The organism is Streptomyces wedmorensis, assembly GCF_000716445.1.
GTDB classification, from domain to species: Bacteria; Actinomycetota; Actinomycetes; order Streptomycetales; family Streptomycetaceae; genus Streptomyces; species Streptomyces wedmorensis.
On sequence record NZ_JNWK01000112.1, the window covers coordinates 1 to 17591 of the forward strand.

Consider the following 17591-nt stretch of genomic DNA (forward strand, 5'->3'; position numbering starts at 1 on the left):
CGGGGCGGGCAGGAGCGACGGGTCATCCGGCAGGTGCTGCATCCCAGCATCCTTGCAGAACCCCTAGGGCCGGCCTTGATCGGCCGGACAGGACCTAGTTGATCAACTACGAGTGGCCCGTCGAGCCGCGCCTGCCGCTCATCACCCTCAGCGAGGCACGTGAGGCGGTCTGGCTGCTTCAGCTCCTGGATGAGGGCCCGGTTGAGGGGTGCGCAGCGCGCGACCTTGTCGGGGAGCTTGCCCAACGACTGCCGGCTGCTGACTGGGGACTCGGTAGCATCTGGGCATGCCCACAGGACCCTTGCACGCTCGCGCCGTCAACCGTCTCGTCAACGGTGAAATCACCCAGGAAGCCTTCCCCTGCCGGTGCACCCTCGGAGAGGATCACATCGAGGGTCCGGACTTCGGTGACTTCGAGGAGCCCGAACCCGAGGGTGACTCGGTCCCCTATGCGGAGGAGATCTGGCTCTCCAGCGGCATGGACGATGACTACGACCTCCGCTGACGGTTCGTGACGTGACAAGCCCCTTCAACCGGAGGGGCTCTTATCCCTCACGATCAGACCTCGTGGGTCTCCGCGTAGGCCGTGAACCTGACCCAGACCCTCGGTGCGATGGTGCCGGCGCTACGGTCCTTGGTGTCCCCGACCATGATGCCGGTGGTGCTGTTGTCCGCTACCTCGACGCAGTTCTCCTGCTTGGTGTACGAGCTCGTTAGGCTGCTGCGGTGAACGCACCGTCCCTGCTGCCTGGAGATCCCTCCGAGCTGCGTCTGCGCAGCTCCTACACCGACGAACTCGACGACACCTCACAGGCCGACACCCTGGAACGGTGGGACGTGGCCATCCTCCACGAGGAGGCCCAAGTCGGGGAGATGACGTTCTACAGGGTGCACCTCGACCGGGTAATGAACGCGGTCAGGGCCATGGAAGAGGAGTCGGAAGAGCTCGACGAGACCGCCCAGGCCCTGTTGGATCCGAGCACAGGTAACTTCGCCGAGGGCGCCGGCGAGTGGCTGCCGTAGGTCGGCTCCGCCCTGCTCGTCATGGACCGGGTGACCCTGGACGAGCAGTGGTGCAGTCACGGCCTCGGTGCCATCCTCGCCACGGAGGCGATCCACCGGCTCATGGCCGGTTGCCGGGCCGTCGCGTGCTCGCCCGGCGTCACCGACCTCAGCAGCGACCGTCTGAGGAATCAGGTCGAGTGGGACCGGGTGAACGCCAAGACCGCCCGAGGGTGGGAGCGCATCGGATTCCGCCTCTATCAGGGCACGGTCTATCTCCTCTCCCCGGCCTCGCTGGAGTTGGAGGAGCAGCGAGGAGCAATGCGCCTGCGACTCGCGAAACTCGCCTGCAAGGCAGGGGCACGACGGTCGGCAGCCTAGCGCTGCCTCCTGTTCAACAAAGGCGGTAGCTGCGACCTGACGGTTGCTACGTGCCTCCTCAGTAGCCCCGCAGGTACTCGGCTATCCGTTCAAACTTGTCTGGATCGTCGCCGAGGTACCCGATCACGGAGTTGCAGCGCCGATGAAGGATGCCTCTCACGCAATCACCGCAGGATGTCTTCCTTGGGCAGCACGAGTGGTCGTGGTCAATCACCACGTCCCTGTCGAACTTCCCGAGGTGTTCTCCACATACCGGGCACAGACCGCCTTGATGTAGATGGATCTCCGAGTACCTGACGTACGTGATGCCGTGCCTCGCCGCCCTCCTGGCGATCTCCTGCTGATCTTCGTTGCACTTGGCGCTGTCGCATACGTACGTCCACACGGTTTCATCTCCGCTGGAAACGAACCTGCGCTCGTTCTGCCCTCCGCAGCATGCGCACTTGGGCGTGCCCGTGACCATCGACATTCCGGGTCTCCACCGTCCCCTTCTCCAGAACCGCCGACCATCACGGCGGTTTCTGCCGCGAGATCTGAGACCTCATGTTCGCTGTAGGGTCTCACCGCTCGTGGCACGCCCAGGCGTGCCGGCCAGGCGGTTTCAGCAGTCTCACGCGGATGGCACAGCTACTCAGTCTCAAGTACGCGGCATTTCCTCGCGGGAGAGGGGCGAGTGCTAGGAGGCGCTGGCGGCCTGATCCGTCTGATGCCGGAATATGGGTGTCCTGACCGCCCGGGTCTCGTTGCACCCGACATGAAGAAGATCATCACCATCGCCGCCCTCGCAGTCGCTGCAGTCGGCATGGCCGCGCCCGCCCATGCCGACAACGACTCCAACTTCCAGGGCGGCATCGACGCCGCCAACAACTGGAACTTCACCGCCGCCGCCGTCTGCCTCCAGGAGGTAGCCGTCGTTCCCGTCCTGGGCGAGTGGGCCGGCAACCACAAGAACAACTGCTCCAACGGCAACGTCATCGACCACAGCGGCCGATAGCCCCACACCCGCGGCGTGGTCGCTCGTTGCACACCGGACCCCGCACCGCGAGAGCCCTCAGCCGTTCACGCCGTTTGCCAACCGGCCCCGGCCGGACCTCGACCACGCCACGTGTGCAGTCCGCTCGCCGAGACCGCTGCTCAGACCGTGAGCATGCCGGGCCCGCAGTTCAACGGCCTGGACTACAGCCTCCCACTCAGGCCGGAAGGCCCCCGGCGTGTACAACAGCTGGGGGCCTGCGTCATGTTGCCGACTTGGTCAGTCCTGGCGGTCGCCGGTGTAGCGGTAGATGTTGCCGGCGGCGTTGACGCCCCAGACGGTGCCGTCGGCGGCGGCGCCGATGTCGGTGAGGCTGCCCGTGATCTGGTTCCACGGGCTGGTGCTGCGGTTGTCGTAGCCGGAGAAGCTGTAGATGTTGCCCCCGGAGTTGACGCCCCACACGTTCGTCCGCGATCCGGCAGCGATGCGGGTCAGGCTGCCGGAGATCTCGAACCAGTGGTTCTTCTCGTTCTGATCGCCGGCGTAGCGGTAGATCTTGCCGGCCGCGTTGACGCCCCAGACGGTGCCGTCGGCACCCGCGCCGATGTCGGAGAGGTTGCCGGGGATCTTGATCCACGGGCTCGGGGTGAGGAAGTCGAAGCCGGAGAACTTGTAGATGTCCCCGGCGGCGTTGACGCCCCACACGTTCGTCCGCGACCCGACCGCGATGCGGGTCAGGTTGCCGGGGATCTGGACCCACTGGTCCGCGCTCTCCTCCTGGTCTCCGGCGTAGCGGTAGATGTTGCCGGCCGCGTTGACGCCCCAGACGGTGCCGTCGGCACCCGCGCCGATGTCGGAGAGGCTGCCGGGGATCTGGATCCACGGGCTGGTGCCGAGGTCGTCGTAGCCGGAGAACTTGTAGATGTTGCCGGCGGCGTTGACGCCCCACACGTTCGTCCGGGACCCGGCCGAGATCGCAGTGAGGTTTCCGCGGATCTGCTTCCACTCTGGCATGCCTGGTTACCTTCCATCAGGGAATGACACCCACAGTGTTGCCTCGATGGCGGAGGGCCACGAACGATTGGGGCGAAGGGCCGACCTGAAACCGATGTTTGACCGCGGGCGGGCCCGTGACCTCAGGCCGGCGGCACCATAGCCACGCGATTTATCGGCCTGAACGGGCGTCACTCATGTGAGTGGCGCCGCATCTTCCCCCTTCGGTTCGGCACAGACCTGCTCACCTGATCTCCCCAGCCCAGGGCGCTGCCCTGGGACGGAACGTCAGGGGCAGTGGAGGCGCCTGTCAGCTGGCTACGGTCAACCCGGTGACCGGGCCGCCCCCGGTTTCGGTGACCCGGCCCGCGCGCCCCGGTCGAAGGGCGGACGGGGCTGCCTAGGTTCGTCGGCATGAGCATTCCCACCGAACCGATCGGCAGCATCCCCCGGCCCCGCTACGTGCTCGACGGTCTCGCGGACTTCGAGGCGGGGCGGATCGACCAGAGCGGGCTCGACCGTCTTCTGGATCAGGCCCTCAGCGAGACGATCACGCGACTGGAGGCCACCGGCTCCCCCGTTGTGGTGGACGGCGACCAAGCCAAGCCCAGCGCGCTCACCTACCCCCTGAAGGGCGTGAACGTCGCCCCGGACGGCGTGGACATCCCGTTCGCCGACGGCCACACCCGGCAACTGCCCACGCTCGCCTCTGGGCCCTTCCGGTACGGGGTCCATGCGGTGTCGTACCTGGCGAAGGCCATGAAGATCGCCAACCGTCCAGTGAAGCAGAGCGTCGTCGCTCCGTCCGCGCTGAGCCTGCTGTACCCGGGCGACGGCATCTCCGGCTACTCCCGCGAGGCATTCCTCAAGAACCTCGCCGACGAGGCCGAGACCGACATCCGCAAGTGCCTGGAGGCAGGCGCGGCCAGTGTGCAGCTGGACTGCTCGCTGACACGGCTGACCTTGAAGCTGGACCCGAGCAAGGGTGTACTCAGGGACTTCGTCGCCCTCGACAACGAGGTCCTCGGCCGGTTCAGCGCGGCCGACCGGGCCCGCATCGGCGTCCACACCTGCCCGGGCGTGGACCAGGACTCCGCCCACAGCCTCGACGTGGACTACACCGAACTGCTCCCCGACCTGTTCAAGATGAAGGCCGGGAACTTCTACCTCCAGATGGCGAGCGAACCGGAACCGAGCCGCGCCCTGAAGGTCGCCCGCGACTACTCGACCGAAGACCAGCGGATCTTCGTCGGCGTGACCGACCCGCTCGACCCCAGGGTCGAGACCGCGGAGGAGGTGTGCGACCGCGTGCTGGAGGCGGCCACTTACCTCCCCCTCCAGCGCCTCGGCACCTGCGACGACGCCGGCTTCGCCCCCTGGGCCGACGACACGTCCACCTCCCGCGACGCGGCATTCGCCAAGATCGAGGCCCGCGTGCGCGGTACCCGCATGGCCGCAGAGAAGCTCGGGCTCTGACCTGCTGACCCCCGCTGGCGCGTCTGCCCGGCCGCGCGGCGAGACATAGCCGCCGACGGGCTGCCTCGTCGGCGGGGGCCGAGTCGGGCCAGCGCCACAGAAGCGGCGGTGCCGGCATCGTGTGGAGTCACCCGAACAGATGAGAGGCTCGACCCGCTGTCCTGTCGCGGTGCAGCTGGCACATAAGGACTCGTTGACCTGCATGAACGCCAGGTAGTTCGAGACTGCCGATGGCTGCCGATCTCAAACGGCCTGGCTTTCGCGGAACTCCCGCTCGCCGTGGAGACGGAAGTCCTTGCGATCGAAGGCCCCGTGACGACATTTGTACAAGACCGAGGGCCGGCAGCCCCAGCATCCTCCCGTGTATGGGTATCTACGACGGTAAGCATGTGCACGGGATGCACGTGGTCCACGACGGCACGCGGGAGGCGCCGCCGCTAGTGCTCATCCACGGATCGGGGGCCTCGGGCAGCTCCTGGGGCCGGGTAGTGCCGGCACTGGCCAGCCGGTATCACGTCATCCGGATCGACCTCCCGGGCCACGGTCAGTCCCCACCCGCGCTGTCGTACGACGTGCCTGAGCAGGCAGCCGGCCTGGCCGCGGCGCTCGATGAGCTCGGCCTTCGTCCGGTCACCGTGGCCGGGCACTCCAGCGGCGGATACATCGCCACAGCCCTCGCCGAACAGCGCCCGGACCTGGTGGGATCGCTCGCACTGATCAGCAGTGGACCGAGTCCCGACGCGCTCCTTCCGCAGCCCGCCTTCCTTCGGGTCCTGATCGGCCCGCCGCTCGGCCCGCTTGTATGGAGAATCCGTTCCGACGCGATGCTCCGCCGGGGGGTGACCGCGGTGTGCAACCGCCCGGTGGACGTCCCGGACGACCTGGTCGCCGACGTACGGGGCATTGGTTATCGCACGTTCAGGACGGTGCTGCGCCAAAACGGCGCGTACATCGCCGAGAGGAGTCTGCCCGCGCGCCTGACCGCACTCGACGTCCCTGTGCTGGTGATCTTCGGCGCTGCCGACCCCCGCTGGGACCCGACTTCGGCGCACCACTACGACACGGTGCCGAACGCGCGAGTAGAGCAGCTGCCCGACGTCGGGCACTTCCCCATGCTCGAAGCACCAGAGGCGACCGGCGAGTTGCTGCTGCACTTCGCAGCGACGGGCCGCTGACACCCATCGCCTAGCCTGGTGCTGTGAAGTCCACCGAATCACCACCTGACTGGCCGTCGGTGGAGGTCGCCGTGCCCCGGCAGCCGGGCCGACTGCCGGGGGTCAGCATGGCTGGGTTCCGCCAACGCGGCCCGGCGCGCCTGGATATCGCCATGGTCGCGCACCCCTCGGTCACTCTGTTCGTGGACCTGAGCGACGAGGACAGCCTTGTCCACGACGCCCACGGCCGCCGCGAATGCGGCAGCATGGTCGTAGGACTGGTACCGGGCGACCTCCGGTTCGGAGGCCGGGCGGCCGGGGGGATCGAGTGCCTCCAGATCCGGTTGTCACCGGTCCTGGCGGTTGCGGTGCTCGGCGCATCGACCGACCTCAGCGGGGCGGTGGTCTCCCTGGTGGATGTCTGGGGCCGCGACGCCGGGCGAGCCGAGGAAAGGCTGCGGGCCGCCACGTCGTGGGACGAGCGGTTCACGATCGCAGTGGATGCCCTTGGCCGACGGATGAGCGCCCGCCCGTCGCCTGATCCAGAGGTGGCCGCTGCCTGGGAGATGATGCTCACCAGCCGGGGACGGGTGCGCGTCGACAGCCTGGCGAACGAGGTGGGATGGAGCCGTAAGCGCCTGTGGTCCCGCTTCCGGTCCCAGATCGGCCTCACCCCCAAGCACGCCGCCCGGCTGGTGCGCTTCGACCACGCCGCCCATCTCCTCGCGGCGGGTAACGCCGCCGCCCAGGTGGCGGCCGCAAGCGGCTACGTCGACCAGGCCCACCTCCACCGCGAGGTCAAAGCGTTCACCGGGGTGACACCCACCGGCGTAGCCGCTGCGCCGTGGCTCGCCATCGATGACGTCGCGTGGCCGACCTCGTTCGCGGACCTGACACCGTCTACGTCTCCGACCCGGCAGGTTCCGGCGAAGTGAGCTGAGGTCCCACGAGGTACGAGGCATCGTCTCTCAGCACGTGCCCGGATGAGAAGCAGACAGCACAAACGAGAACGGGTGAGATTCCGACAGGTTCAACGCGACAGGACACCCGCGGATCTCAGGTAGATGGCACGAGTGCCAACCTGGTGCCATTGCAGGTGAGACTGTGCCGCGAAAACCTGGACCCTACAAAAGGATTTGTAGGATCTCGCGGCCCGTGTCAGAGCGCCCAGGCTGTGATCTGCGGGTTCTGGGTTGTTCCACGGCATGGCGGGAGGGTTTTGTCTCATCGTCGTGTCATCTCCTCTGCGTGCTTTCCGGGCTGCGGTAGCCACTCGCTTCCCGAATGCCGTGGGTATCCCGTCTCAGATGATCCGCTTCGAGGCCATCGAAACAGGTCCAGTCGATGCCTCGGTATCCCTGAAGCTGCTCCGGGTTCGAGCCGTCGGCGCAGGAAGTAGCGCCGAGATCGATCATGGCCACGGACTGGGGGGCTCGCTGTCCCATGAATGGCGCGGGGCTCTTCCCTCACCAACACTGAAGGGGTCCCGCTCACAACGGCACCCGTCCGGTCGCGGGCAGACCCAGAGTCCTGAAACGGAGCAGCAGCTGTGTCGGATCTTGAGCAGAACAAGAAGGTTGTCGTCGACTACTTCCAGATGGTGGTCGGTGGGGGGATCGAGAAGGCGATCGCTGACTACCTCGGCCCGGGGTACGTCCAGCACAACCCTGACATGCAGTTCGGCGACGAGGGGTTCATCGAGTTCAACGGAGCCTTCCGCCGACTATGTCGGCATGTTCTGAAGGTGATCCACAGGAGTAGTCGTGGCCTCTCCTGCCCTCCACAGCGGGAGAGGTGGCGCGATGCAAGTAGCTGGTTCCGCCACCGCGCACGGTGATCGCGCGGCGGGAGCTGCATCCTGCCGGCTGGCATCGCCGTCAGGGGCTCGTCTGTGTGTCGCCGGCCCCGTCGTAGCGCTCCGAGCGCCTCCGGCGTCCGGCTGTCGCCCAGAGCGATCAAGTCCAGGCCGCGCGCGTCGACCGCCTCACCGAGCGGAGTGAGGGTGTATTCGAAGGCTGGTGCGCCCGATGTGCTCCCGCCCGACACCTGGCACTGCTCGCGGTCAGCGCGCGCTGCGGCGCAGTCTCGTCGGGAACGGCGTTGTCGATCAGTACCCGGGCGGCCGCGACGGCGTCGTGGGCCGGCTGGTCGCTGTCGGGCTGCTTCCACCGCGGCGTTGTGGAACGGACAGCCGCGCATCACGGAGGCCACCGACGGTGTCGTGGGGTTCTCGGCGACCTTGGTGAACACCGCCAGAAGCTGCTGCTTCGGCGTCGTCCCCTCGCGCTGCAGTTCTTCGTCGAAGCCGCGCGACACCTGCTCGTCGAAGGTCCGCAGGTACTCCGCCACCAGGGCGTTCTTCGTCGGGAAGCGCTGGTAGAAGGTCCGCGACGAGACCTGAGCCAGCTCGGCCAGGGCCGCAACGCCGGTGGCGTGGATGCCGTCCTCGTAGAACAGCTCGGCTGGGGCCCGAAGGATGAGCTCGCGCGCACTGCGGCCGCCGCGGCGCTGCGGGGTGGACGGCTGGGCTTCTGCGTCTCCATGCCAAAAGTGCACCGATCGCTTTACTTCGCGTCAGGGGCATGCTAGCTTCGTCGAAGTAAGGCGATCGCTTTACTTCTGTCGTGGGGCGTCGACCCCGCCGATCGCCCCACCGGCCCTCTGGGCCAGACGAATCAACATCGCCGCGAAAGAGATCAACATGTCCAATCTTGAGCAGAACAAGAAGGTTGTCGTCGACTACTTCCAGATGGTGGTCGCCGGGGGGATCGAGAAGGCGATCGCTGACTACCTCGGCCCGGGGTACGTCCAGCACAACCCTGACATGCAGTTCGGCGACGAGGGGTTCATCGAGTTCAACCACATGAGCAGTCGTGGCCTCTCCTGACCTCCACAGCGGGAGAGGTGGCGCGATGCGGTCAGCGCGCGCTGCGGCGCAGTCTCGTCGGGAACGGCGTTGTCGATCAGTACCCGGGCGGCCGCGACGGCGTCGTGGGCCGGCTGGTCGCTGTCGGAAGCCCTGCTTGTACCGCTGGACGACGCCGGTCCCGTGATTGACCTGTTCGTGCCGGACAGCGCCCTCGACTCCGAGGCGGAGCGGGACCTGGTCGACCGGCTCACGACGATCATGCTGAAGGCGGAGGGAGCCTGGCAGGCCGACGAGGCCGTGCTGGCGGGCTCCTGGGTGTTCCTGCACCACGCCCACGTCACCGACCTGATCTGGAAGAACGCCCACATCGACGGCTTCCGCTACGCGCTCTTCACCCCCGAGCAGATCAACGCCGCCAACGCCACCCTGCTCGACCTCCTCGCCAAGGGCGACCTCCACCCCCAGGACGCCCGCACCTTCCCCCTCGACCAGGCCGCCCAGGCCCAGCGCCACCTCACCGGGGACCGGCCCTTCGGCCGCGTCCTGCTCGCGATCTGACGACCGGTCCGACCGCCCCGGAAGGAAGCAGCGGCCTGGCGGCCCGTCGGCGGCGATGGCAAGGGCGGGCTAGGCCGATCAGTTGCCTGCTGGGTGGGCTCGTAGGTCTCGGTGGTGACCCGGCGGCTCGCGACGATGGTTGCCTCGGCGGCCTGCCAGTGAGCGGCCGCAGGCTTGCCGGGAGCGGGCCAGCAGCATCGACGGGCTGCCCGACGGGCTGTTCGTAGCCCGCCATGCGCCAGCATAACTCGGCACATACAGTGACAAACGACCGTGCCCGGCCGGTCCTCCATGAGCGCCTCCGCCGTCACCGGATGGAGAGCCGCCAGAGCGTCTTCGCCAGTCGTCACAGCCCTGGAAGGGAACACATCATGACGGCACCCACATCAACGCTGCAGTACGACACACTGTGCCTTCGCCGGCCGGGCCTTACCCGCGACTTGCCGCCCGGCACCCGCGAGGACCTCCAGTGGGTCTCCAACACCGCCACGCTGATCTACGGCGAGCGCGACGCGGTAGTGGTCGACACGTTCCTCACCATCGAACAGAACCAGCAACTCGTCGACTGGGTGAAAGCCCACAACCGCAACCTGACCTACATCTACATCACCCACGGCCACGGCGACCACGCCTTCGGCGCCAAGCAGCTCCTGGAGGCGTTCCCCCGGGCCAAGGCGGTCTCCACCGCCGCGGTCGTGGCCAAGGCGACCGCCGAAGGCAGCCCGCCGTACTTCGACACCTTCTGGACCTCGCGCTTCCCGGGAGAGGTCCCGGCGCCGCAGGTCTTCCCCGAGGTCCTGGACGGCGACACGTTCACCCTCGAAGGGCACACGCTGCAGGTGGTCGAGACCGGCTTCACCGACTGCGAGGGCAGCACCGCCCTGTGGGTGCCGGACCTGCGGCTCGTCGTGGCCGGCGATGTCGCCTACAACGGCATCGACCAGTACCTGGGGGAGACCACCACCGCGTCCCGCGAGGAGTGGATGCGCGCCACCGACACGCTCGCCGCACTCGACCCCGCCTACGTCGTCGCCGGACACAAGAAGCCCGACCTGCCCGACGACCCGAAGATCCTGGCCGAGACCAAGAAGTACCTGGCGGACTTCAACCGGCTCGACGCCGAGACCGAGACCGCGGCCGAACTGTTTGAGGCGATGCTCGCGCTGTACCCCAACCGAGCCAACCCGGGCTCGCTGTGGGGCGGAGCGAAGAGGGCCAAGAGTCTCTGACGAAATGGCGTTGGCCCGACGCCTCGTGTCGGCTCGCGGGCCGGGCCAACTGCAACAGGGCCCCGACCACACCGCGGTCGGGGCCCTCGTCGTTGCGTACAGGACAGGCGTGTTCTCGGGAATCTGGCCGGGAAGCTAGAGCGCGGCCGCGAAGCCGTGGATGTCCCGTACGACGGCGGTGTGCAGGTCGGGTAGTGCCGTCTCGAAGATGACGTCGCCGTCGTGGACGATGCCGGCGACGGTGCGGCTGATGACGCTCACCCCGGCCCGGGCGAGGTTGCGGGCATAGGCGAGACCTTCGTCGCGTACGGAGTCGAGCTCGCTGGTGGAGATGGTGTGTGGCGGCAGCCCGGCCAGGTCGTCCTCGGTGGCCCGGTAGGGCCAGGCGAGCGGGTTGTCGCGGTGGGCGCCGTCGGGGTCGTAGACGCTGGCCAGGACGCGGCTCATGGCGAGGCTGGTGAAGTAGCCGTCGTTCTCGATCAGGGACGGCAGTTCGCGGGCCATCTTCTCGGGGGGCCAGTCGAAGGCGCCGGAGATGTGCGGGACCATCGCGTAGACGCCGTCGATCAGGTCGGTCTTCCCTTCCCGCTTTGCCTTCAGGGCCGTGGCGAGGGTGAGGTTGCCGCCGCCGGAGTCGCCTGCGACGACCAGCTTGTCGATGCCGAGGGTGGCACGGTTGGCGTGAGCCCATTCCAGGGCGCTGAAGCAGTCGTTGAGGCCGGCCGGGAAGGGGTGGGGGCCGCGCTTGCCGGCGGCGTTGCGGAAGTCGACGCCGATGGCGACCAGGCCGGTGGCGGCCGGCTCGTCGTACCAGCGCAGGAACATCGGCTCGTCAGCGCCGAGCAGTGCCATGCCGCCGCTGTGCATGTAGAGGATGCCGGGCAGCGGGCCGTTCGCCTCGGCGGGGCGGTGGATGAAGAGGGCGATGTCGTTGCCGTCGACGCCGGTGACCGATTCGACGCTGCGTGTCACGCCGGTGAAGGGAGGCAGATCCGCGGCGAGCGCGCCGAAGAGTGCTTCGAAACCGGCCTCGGCGGTGTTCATGAGCTCGAGCCTGGCGTCGAGTGGATCGGAGGCGGTCACGGGCGGGGTGGCGCCGCGTGTGTCGAGTCCGAAGGCCGCGAGGGCGTCCACCATGCGGGGGTCGGAGCGGACGTCGGAGGCGGGGTCGCCGTAGCGGCCTAGGAGAGCCGGCTGCGTCGTGGTGGGGTCGGATGACGTACTCATGCCTGTTGCCTCACCTGCGTCGGGCTGAGATGCGAGCTCGTGGGGGCCGGGGCCGGGGGAGGCTGGTCGCGCGGGCGACACAGCCGTCCCTCGCGGGCTTCCGGCCGGATTCCGGGCGGTATCCGCCCGGGGCGTCGTGGGGGTAGGGCTCCGTTTGCGGCGGTCAGCTCTTGCCGAGGGCGCGGGAGATCTGCACGGTGTCGGCGGTCTGCTGCAGGCGGGTGATCTTGCTGTCGCGCAGGGTGTAGATGTGGACGAAGCGCGCGGTGAATCGATTGCCGGTGGCCTTCGCCTTGCCCTGGTAGCGGCCCAGAGCGATGACCTTGTCGTCGACCTCCCAGTACTCGTCACCCTCGGCCCAGAACTCGTCGAACTCTCCGAAGAAGGGGAAGAAGTCGTTGATGATCGAGTCATAGCCGTTGTAGACGCCCCCGTTGGGGAAGCCTTCGGCGACGTCCCACTGGGCGTCCGGCGAAATGACGGCGCTGATGACGTTCATGTCGCCCTTGGCGGCGTACATGCGCTTGATGATGTCGGCGTTGGACATGGTGTGTCTTTCTCCTTGTCGAGCTGATCACCGCACCGGGTGGCGGGCGATCGTTCGGGGGTGTCCGGCCGGGGTGCGGGCGCGGGGTGTGCCCATCCATTCGGAGGGAGGGGCCGGGGTTCAGCGCCCCAGTCCGGCGAGCCGCTCGCGGGCGGTCTCGCGGGCCTGTTCGGCGTCGCCCGTGACGATGGTGAGGACGTCCTCCAGGCCGATCAGCCGGCCGCCCCAGCCCCAGCGGCGCTCGGGTATCTCCAGCGGGAAGACGAACACCCGCGAGGGATCCCTGGGGTGGTCAGGCCCCTCGGCGTCGAGCACGGCCTCGGTGATCAGGCCCTGCGGCGCAAAGGCGTCGACCCGGTAGCGGGGCTCGGCGGCCGGTGCGCCGCCGGCGTAGATCTGCGTGTGGTGGACCAGGGCCCAGGAGCCGGCGAGTACATCCTCATCGGCAGGCCAGGCGCCTTCGGCCTTGAGCATCAGCGTGGTGATCCTTTCGGCCAGGTCACGTTCCGCTTCCGGGCTCAGGGCTCCCTCGGGAATGTACAAATCGATCATGGGCATGATGGCTACTCTCCGTAATAAGGTCCTCGGCCTGGTTGCACCCGGGCTTCGAGCGGGGTGACCGGCGGCGCTGTCGCGGTGGAGCCGTTGCGCCGGCCGTCTTCACATCCTCGATGTAAAGCGATCGCCTTACATTTAGGAAGCTAACATGGCGGGAGCGTCAAAGTACAGCGATCGCCTTACTTTGTTTCCCGGTGGCAGCGCCTGGCGCCCCGGCTGCGAGCGGGGAGGCGCCGTCGGGCGGCTCGGACTGATGCGCCAAAGGGCACGAGGGGGCGGCGGGCGGCCCCGGACCCGAGGCGCCAGCGGGTGGCGAGACTTGTGGATCCGGGGCCGGGTGGCGGTGCTGTGCGCCGGCGATGACCGGGTGGAGGGTGTCAGCCCTGGCGGGCCTTGAAGCGTGGATCGCGCTTGTTGATCACGAACGTCCTGCCGCGGCGACGGACGATCTGCGCCCCCGGCTTGCTCTTCAGTGAGCGGAGCGAGTTGCGTACCTGCATGTCCTGCCGTCCTTCCCTCGGGCGGCGCGTGTTCGACGCCTGTCTGATCGGGTCATGCCAAACGGGGTTTTCCGGGTCCGTATTCCAGGGGCCGGTCGCGGCCCTGTGCACCGGTCGCGGATTACAGTCCGGCGGTGAAGGTGTGGATGTCCTTCAGGGCTGCGGCATGCAGGTCCGGAAGGGCGGTGGCGAAGACGAGTTCGCCGTCGTGGCAGACGCCGTTGACCGTGCGGCTGATGACGTCGACGCCTGCGCGGGCGAGCCTGCGGGCGTAGGTCAGGCCCTCGTCGCGTACGGGGTCGATCTCGTTGGTCGAGATGACATGGGGCGGCAGTCCGGTGAGGTCCTCCTCGGTCGCGAAGTAGGGCCAGGCCAGAGGGTTTCGGGCGTTCAGCCCTTCGGGGTCGTACAGGCTCACGAGGACGCTGGTGACGGCGGAGCTGATGAAGTGGTCGTCGTTCTCGACGAGGGACGGGAGCTCGCGCGCCTTGTCCTGCACGCTCCAGCCGTAGGCGCCGGAGATGTACGGGGCGAGCGCGTACGTCCCGTCGATGAGGTCCAGCCGCCCCTCTCGCTTGGCCTTGATCGTGACGGCCAGGGCGAGGTTCGCGCCGCCGGAGTCGCCTGCGACGGCGACCCTGGTGACGCCGAGGTCCTCGCGGTGGGCGCCGACCCATTCCAGGGCGCTGAAGCAGTCGTCGAGGCCGGCGGGGAACGGGTGGGGGCCGAGCTTGCCGGCGGCGTTGCGGAACTCGACGCCGACGACGATCACCCCTGTCGCGGCCAGCTCGTCGTACCAGCGCAGGTAGAGCGGACCGGCGGCGCTCAGCAGGGCCATGCCGCCGCCGTGCAGGAAGACGACAGCGGGCAGGGGCCCGCTCACGTCGCTCGGGCGGTGGACGTGCAGCGTGATGGGGTTGCCGTCGGCCCCGATGGCCGTCTCGGTGGTCCGGCGCACTCCGGGGATCTCGGGCAGGCCCTCGACGAGGGCCGCGAAGAGCCCTTCGAAGCCGGTCTCCGTCTCGGCGGCGAATGCCAGGCGGTCTTCCAGCGAGTCGTCGGGCCCGGTCGGCGGTGCGGGGACGTGCCGGTCCAAGCCGAAGGGGGTAAGCCCTTGGAGCATGCGCGGATCGGTGCGCCGGTCGCTGCGGAAGTCCGACGCGGGGTCGCCCAGGCGTCCAGGCAGGGAAATCGGGACCTCCGGGAGGCCCTGAGGGGTCGTCATCGCTGATTGCCTCGTCTGTCTCGTGAGGGGCGAGAGCGCCGGCCCGCGAAGAAGTCGGGGCTCGCGACGCGGGGGATGGGCCCGAGTCGCAGCTCGGCCGGAGCCGGCCGGACCTGGGGCGTCTGCGCGCCCGCGGGTGCCGCTCCACACCTCGAAGTAAAGTGATCGATGTACTTAAGGAGTGAAACTAGCACGCCCTCGCCACTAAGTAAAGTAAACGCTATACTTCTGGTATGGAGAAGCAGACCACCGGCGCGGCCGGCACACGGCGCCGCGGAGGCCGAGGGGCCCGCGAGCGCATCCTGAAAGCAGCCGCGGAACTCTTCTACGAAGAGGGCATCCACGCCACCGGCGTCGCCCGCCTCGCCGAGAAGGCCGAGGTCTCCTCGCGCACCTTCTACCAGCACTTCCCCAGCAAGAACGCCCTGGTGGAGGAGTACCTGAAGACCTTCGACGAGCAGATCTCGCGCAACTTCGACGAACAGCTGAACGGCAGCGGCCTCTCCCCCCAGGAGCAGCTTCTCGGCATCTTCACCAAGGTGGCCGAGGACCCCATGACGCCATCGGTGGCCACCGTGATGCGCGGCTGCCCCTTCCATAACGCGGCCGTCGAAGCCGCCGGCTCGATGCCGGACGTCACGGGCGTGGTGCAGCGCTACAAGCAGCGGTTCGTCGAACGCCTGGCCGGCCTGGCCGCCGAGGCGGGCGCACGGGACCCGCAGCATCTGGGCTGGCAGCTCGCCGTGCTCGTCGAGGGCGCCACGGCCCTGTCGACCTCCCTCGACAGCGACCGGCCCGGCCACGCCGCTGTCGAAGCCGCCCGGGTCCTGATCCACAACGCCCTACCCGACGCCCCGACATCGCGGTGACCACCAGTACGTTCGATGTCTTCGACCGAACGTGCCGCTCCCGAAGCGCGCTGGAGAACATCTCCGGCAAGTGGGGAGCCTTGACGTTGGGCGCGCTGGGCGACGGCCCTCTGCGCTTCAACCGACTACGGCGCCGGGTCGTGGGCATCAGCGAGAAGATGCTGACCCAGACGCTCCGGAACCTGCAGCGCGACGGCATGGTCTACCGCCGGGCGTCGCCCGCGAACCCACCGACCGTGACGTACGGACTGACCCCACTCGGCACCGAGATCACCACCCAGGTGACCGCCGTCCTCGACGTCATCGCGCGCCTGACCCCAGACGTGCTCGATGCCCGGCACCACTACGACACGAGGAACTGCGCCGGACCCGGCCCCACCTGACGGAGCCGGATCACACAGGCAGGCCCCGGGCCGCGCCGCCGGCACGCTCCTCGAAGAGAAACGTCAGTGCCAGCAAGCCGACCAGAGCCCCCAGCTGGGCAAACGCCGAAGCGTGTGCTCCCAGCGGGATCGTCGCGAGCGCCAACAGGGCCGCGACCGCCCTGGGCAGAAGAGGGACGAGCCCCAGCGTGCGCCGCATGACGGTGTTGGCCACGAGGAAGAGGGCCGTACCCGCCGCGAGCGCCGCGGCCTCACCGAGTCCGATCCGATCCACAGGGTGAGCAACCGCGCTCTTGGCTCCCACCGCCACCAGAAGGACACCCAGCAACAGCGCGTAGTGGCCGACGTTGTAGATCCGGATCGCCAGGTGATTGCGGCGCGCCTCGGTCAGCGCGGCCATGTAACCGGCCGCGCGCTCGTCGTCGTCCTCGCCGAAGTAGGCCCACCACAGCCCCACGCACACGGCGAGAGTGAGCACGGCGGCTGCCACCACCGCAGGCTCCAAGGGGGCATCCCCGGCACCGACCCCGATGGCGACCACCGACTCGCCGAACGCGACGATCACGATCAGCGCGTGGCGTTCGACGAAGTGGCCGGCCCGCAGCCGGAATCGGGGCATGTCCACCAGGTAGGGCGTGACGAACTGGATCGCGAAGGCCCCACCCCACAGCGCCAGCTGAGCGTTCCCCTCGAAGTACCCCCCGACCACGACCAGCGCCGCGTTCAGCGCCTGGATCAGCGCCATCCTCACGATGCTCGCGCGAGGCAGTCCCGAGGCGGCGAACATGCCCGCATGAACGGCCACCAGCATCACGTACGCCCACCCGAACGCGACCCCGCTGCCGGTGAAGGCATCCGGAATGGCCATCGACATCACCAGGAACCCGCTCATCGCCAACAGCAGCAGTCCGCGACGTGGGTGCGTGGACGGCGGCATGGCGTTGGCCACCCAGATGAACCCGTCGTACATCCACCAGATCACGGCGAGCATCACCAGCACCCGCACCAGACCCTCCACCGTAAGGTGATGGGACAGACTGCTCGTCAGCTGGGTGATGGTGAAGACGAAGACCAGGTCGAGAAACAGTTCCAGTCGGCTGACGCTCAGTTCAGGCACTTCGGCCGGTGCAGATGTCACGACGCGAGTATGCACACACATCAGCACTTTCCATGCTGCATCGGACTTCTAGGGCAGCCGCTCAGTCTGGCGATCGCGGCATGAGGCAGCGGAGAGATCATCTCCTCCTCGGACGGCCTGGGTAGGACCGATCGTCGTCGCTCGAAAGAGGGAGCCTGCTGAACTGCAGATCTCAGCACGACGCCATAAATGATGCTGAGATGCAGTCGGCGCGGAGGGTATGGCGCGGTTTTTGAGAACCTACACCGCCGTCGAAGGACGCAGTTCGCCTCTGGCAGACAGAAAAGACCGCGAATGACTGGTACAGGCTTCAGGGGCATGTCAACCTAAGAGCTCGTAACACGATCTTGTTGAACGGTCCTGGTCGGCTGTGACCGGTATGACGATTCGGCCGTTCGGGATGGTGTGACTAAGACGTCGTTTCTTATGGCTGTCAGAGCGGCATGAGAGCCTCCTGACATGAGCTACGACCTGGCTGTCTGGGAAGGCGAGAGGCCGGCGGATGACAA

The 17591-nt window shown here is 67.9% G+C and carries 22 protein-coding genes and 1 pseudogene; 13 read left to right on the forward strand and 10 right to left on the reverse strand.

The window, feature by feature from the left end; all coding sequences use genetic code 11:
* The first annotated feature begins 286 nt into the window (after positions 1 to 286).
* Positions 287 to 505, forward strand: a complete 219-nt coding sequence (locus OO54_RS40180) for a hypothetical protein (protein ID WP_157856605.1) — start codon at positions 287 to 289, stop codon at positions 503 to 505.
* Positions 506 to 558: 53 nt separating this feature from the next.
* Here the strand turns inward: OO54_RS40180 and OO54_RS48475 are convergent, their stop codons facing one another.
* Complete coding sequence (locus OO54_RS48475; protein WP_078905616.1) at positions 559 to 756, reverse strand: DUF397 domain-containing protein; 198 nt, start codon at positions 754 to 756, stop codon at positions 559 to 561.
* Here OO54_RS48475 and OO54_RS40185 point away from each other — a divergent pair.
* Together OO54_RS40185 and OO54_RS40190 are read left to right on the forward strand one after the other, a co-directional pair.
* A complete protein-coding gene (locus OO54_RS40185; RefSeq protein WP_033212523.1) occupies positions 727 to 1023 on the forward strand; it encodes a hypothetical protein in 297 nt (98 codons plus the stop codon). The two genes, OO54_RS48475 and OO54_RS40185, sit on opposite strands and share 30 nt — an antisense overlap.
* A 21-nt stretch (positions 1024 to 1044) precedes the next feature.
* Positions 1045 to 1383, forward strand: a complete 339-nt coding sequence (locus tag OO54_RS40190; protein WP_033212525.1) for a hypothetical protein — start codon at positions 1045 to 1047, stop codon at positions 1381 to 1383.
* A gap of 58 nt (positions 1384 to 1441) precedes the next feature.
* On the opposite strand, the gene OO54_RS42855 is transcribed toward OO54_RS40190, so the two are convergent.
* Positions 1442 to 1852, reverse strand: coding sequence for an endonuclease domain-containing protein (locus tag OO54_RS42855; protein WP_051787877.1), 411 nt, complete (start codon positions 1850 to 1852; stop codon positions 1442 to 1444).
* 285 nt (positions 1853 to 2137) lie between these two features.
* Here OO54_RS42855 and OO54_RS40200 point away from each other — a divergent pair, with 285 nt between their 5' ends.
* Complete coding sequence (locus tag OO54_RS40200; protein ID WP_033212527.1) at positions 2138 to 2377, forward strand: hypothetical protein; 240 nt, start codon at positions 2138 to 2140, stop codon at positions 2375 to 2377.
* A gap of 258 nt (positions 2378 to 2635) precedes the next feature.
* Here OO54_RS40200 and OO54_RS40205 read toward each other — a convergent pair whose 3' ends face one another.
* A complete protein-coding gene (locus tag OO54_RS40205) occupies positions 2636 to 3370 on the reverse strand; it encodes a tectonin domain-containing protein (protein ID WP_033212529.1) in 735 nt (244 codons plus the stop codon).
* A gap of 393 nt (positions 3371 to 3763) precedes the next feature.
* Here OO54_RS40205 and OO54_RS40210 point away from each other — a divergent pair, with 393 nt between their 5' ends.
* The 4 genes from OO54_RS40210 to OO54_RS48070 all read left to right on the forward strand — a co-directional run bounded on the left by OO54_RS40210 (position 3764) and on the right by OO54_RS48070 (position 7816).
* Positions 3764 to 4825: a uroporphyrinogen decarboxylase/cobalamine-independent methonine synthase family protein gene (locus tag OO54_RS40210; RefSeq protein WP_033212531.1), complete on the forward strand. Its 1062-nt coding sequence runs from the start codon at positions 3764 to 3766 to the stop codon at positions 4823 to 4825.
* A 365-nt stretch (positions 4826 to 5190) separates the two neighbouring features.
* Complete coding sequence (locus OO54_RS40215; protein WP_033212532.1) at positions 5191 to 6000, forward strand: alpha/beta fold hydrolase; 810 nt, start codon at positions 5191 to 5193, stop codon at positions 5998 to 6000.
* 23 nt (positions 6001 to 6023) lie between these two features.
* Complete coding sequence (locus OO54_RS40220) at positions 6024 to 6914, forward strand: helix-turn-helix domain-containing protein (protein ID WP_418953257.1); 891 nt, start codon at positions 6024 to 6026, stop codon at positions 6912 to 6914.
* 614 nt (positions 6915 to 7528) lie between these two features.
* Entirely contained in the window at positions 7529 to 7816 is a 288-nt protein-coding gene (locus tag OO54_RS48070) for a nuclear transport factor 2 family protein (RefSeq protein ID WP_033212534.1), read from the forward strand.
* 563 nt (positions 7817 to 8379) lie between these two features.
* Here OO54_RS48070 and OO54_RS48995 read toward each other — a convergent pair.
* Positions 8380 to 8535 (reverse strand): annotated as a pseudogene (locus OO54_RS48995) (hypothetical protein); the annotation flags it as partial.
* A 145-nt stretch (positions 8536 to 8680) separates the two neighbouring features.
* Between OO54_RS48995 and OO54_RS40235 the strand changes: the two are divergent.
* The 3 genes from OO54_RS40235 to OO54_RS40245 all read left to right on the forward strand — a co-directional run bounded on the left by OO54_RS40235 (position 8681) and on the right by OO54_RS40245 (position 10635).
* A complete protein-coding gene (locus OO54_RS40235) occupies positions 8681 to 8866 on the forward strand; it encodes a hypothetical protein (protein WP_033212537.1) in 186 nt (61 codons plus the stop codon).
* 69 nt (positions 8867 to 8935) lie between these two features.
* Positions 8936 to 9406, forward strand: coding sequence for a zinc-binding dehydrogenase (locus OO54_RS46965; RefSeq protein ID WP_033212540.1), 471 nt, complete (start codon positions 8936 to 8938; stop codon positions 9404 to 9406).
* Positions 9407 to 9777: 371 nt separating this feature from the next.
* Positions 9778 to 10635 (forward strand): MBL fold metallo-hydrolase, encoded by an 858-nt coding sequence (locus OO54_RS40245; RefSeq protein WP_033212543.1) that lies wholly within the window; start codon positions 9778 to 9780, stop codon positions 10633 to 10635.
* 135 nt (positions 10636 to 10770) lie between these two features.
* Here the strand turns inward: OO54_RS40245 and OO54_RS40250 are convergent, their stop codons facing one another.
* From OO54_RS40250 to OO54_RS40270, 5 genes are all read right to left on the reverse strand, one after another.
* Complete coding sequence (locus tag OO54_RS40250; RefSeq protein WP_051787879.1) at positions 10771 to 11862, reverse strand: alpha/beta hydrolase fold domain-containing protein; 1092 nt, start codon at positions 11860 to 11862, stop codon at positions 10771 to 10773.
* Positions 11863 to 12025: 163 nt separating this feature from the next.
* Complete coding sequence (locus OO54_RS40255) at positions 12026 to 12409, reverse strand: nuclear transport factor 2 family protein (RefSeq protein ID WP_033212545.1); 384 nt, start codon at positions 12407 to 12409, stop codon at positions 12026 to 12028.
* Between the two features lie 120 nt (positions 12410 to 12529).
* Positions 12530 to 12967, reverse strand: a complete 438-nt coding sequence (locus OO54_RS40260; protein WP_033212547.1) for a hypothetical protein — start codon at positions 12965 to 12967, stop codon at positions 12530 to 12532.
* Between the two features lie 377 nt (positions 12968 to 13344).
* Positions 13345 to 13467, reverse strand: coding sequence for a type B 50S ribosomal protein L36 (gene ykgO, locus OO54_RS40265; protein WP_033212549.1), 123 nt, complete (start codon positions 13465 to 13467; stop codon positions 13345 to 13347).
* A gap of 121 nt (positions 13468 to 13588) precedes the next feature.
* On the reverse strand, positions 13589 to 14590 hold the full coding sequence (locus tag OO54_RS40270) for an alpha/beta hydrolase fold domain-containing protein (protein ID WP_209440913.1): 1002 nt from the start codon (positions 14588 to 14590) through the stop codon (positions 13589 to 13591).
* Positions 14591 to 14925: 335 nt separating this feature from the next.
* Between OO54_RS40270 and OO54_RS40275 the strand changes: the two genes are divergently transcribed.
* Both OO54_RS40275 and OO54_RS40280 read left to right on the forward strand, forming a co-directional pair.
* A complete protein-coding gene (locus OO54_RS40275; RefSeq protein ID WP_033212551.1) occupies positions 14926 to 15561 on the forward strand; it encodes a TetR/AcrR family transcriptional regulator in 636 nt (211 codons plus the stop codon).
* Positions 15558 to 15944, forward strand: a complete 387-nt coding sequence (locus OO54_RS40280; RefSeq protein WP_234439342.1) for a winged helix-turn-helix transcriptional regulator — start codon at positions 15558 to 15560, stop codon at positions 15942 to 15944. The genes OO54_RS40275 and OO54_RS40280 overlap by 4 nt, the downstream gene beginning before the upstream one ends.
* A 10-nt stretch (positions 15945 to 15954) precedes the next feature.
* Here the strand turns inward: OO54_RS40280 and OO54_RS40285 are convergent, their stop codons facing one another.
* Entirely contained in the window at positions 15955 to 17082 is a 1128-nt protein-coding gene (locus tag OO54_RS40285; RefSeq protein ID WP_033212562.1) for a low temperature requirement protein A, read from the reverse strand.
* Positions 17083 to 17591: the final 509 nt, after the last annotated feature.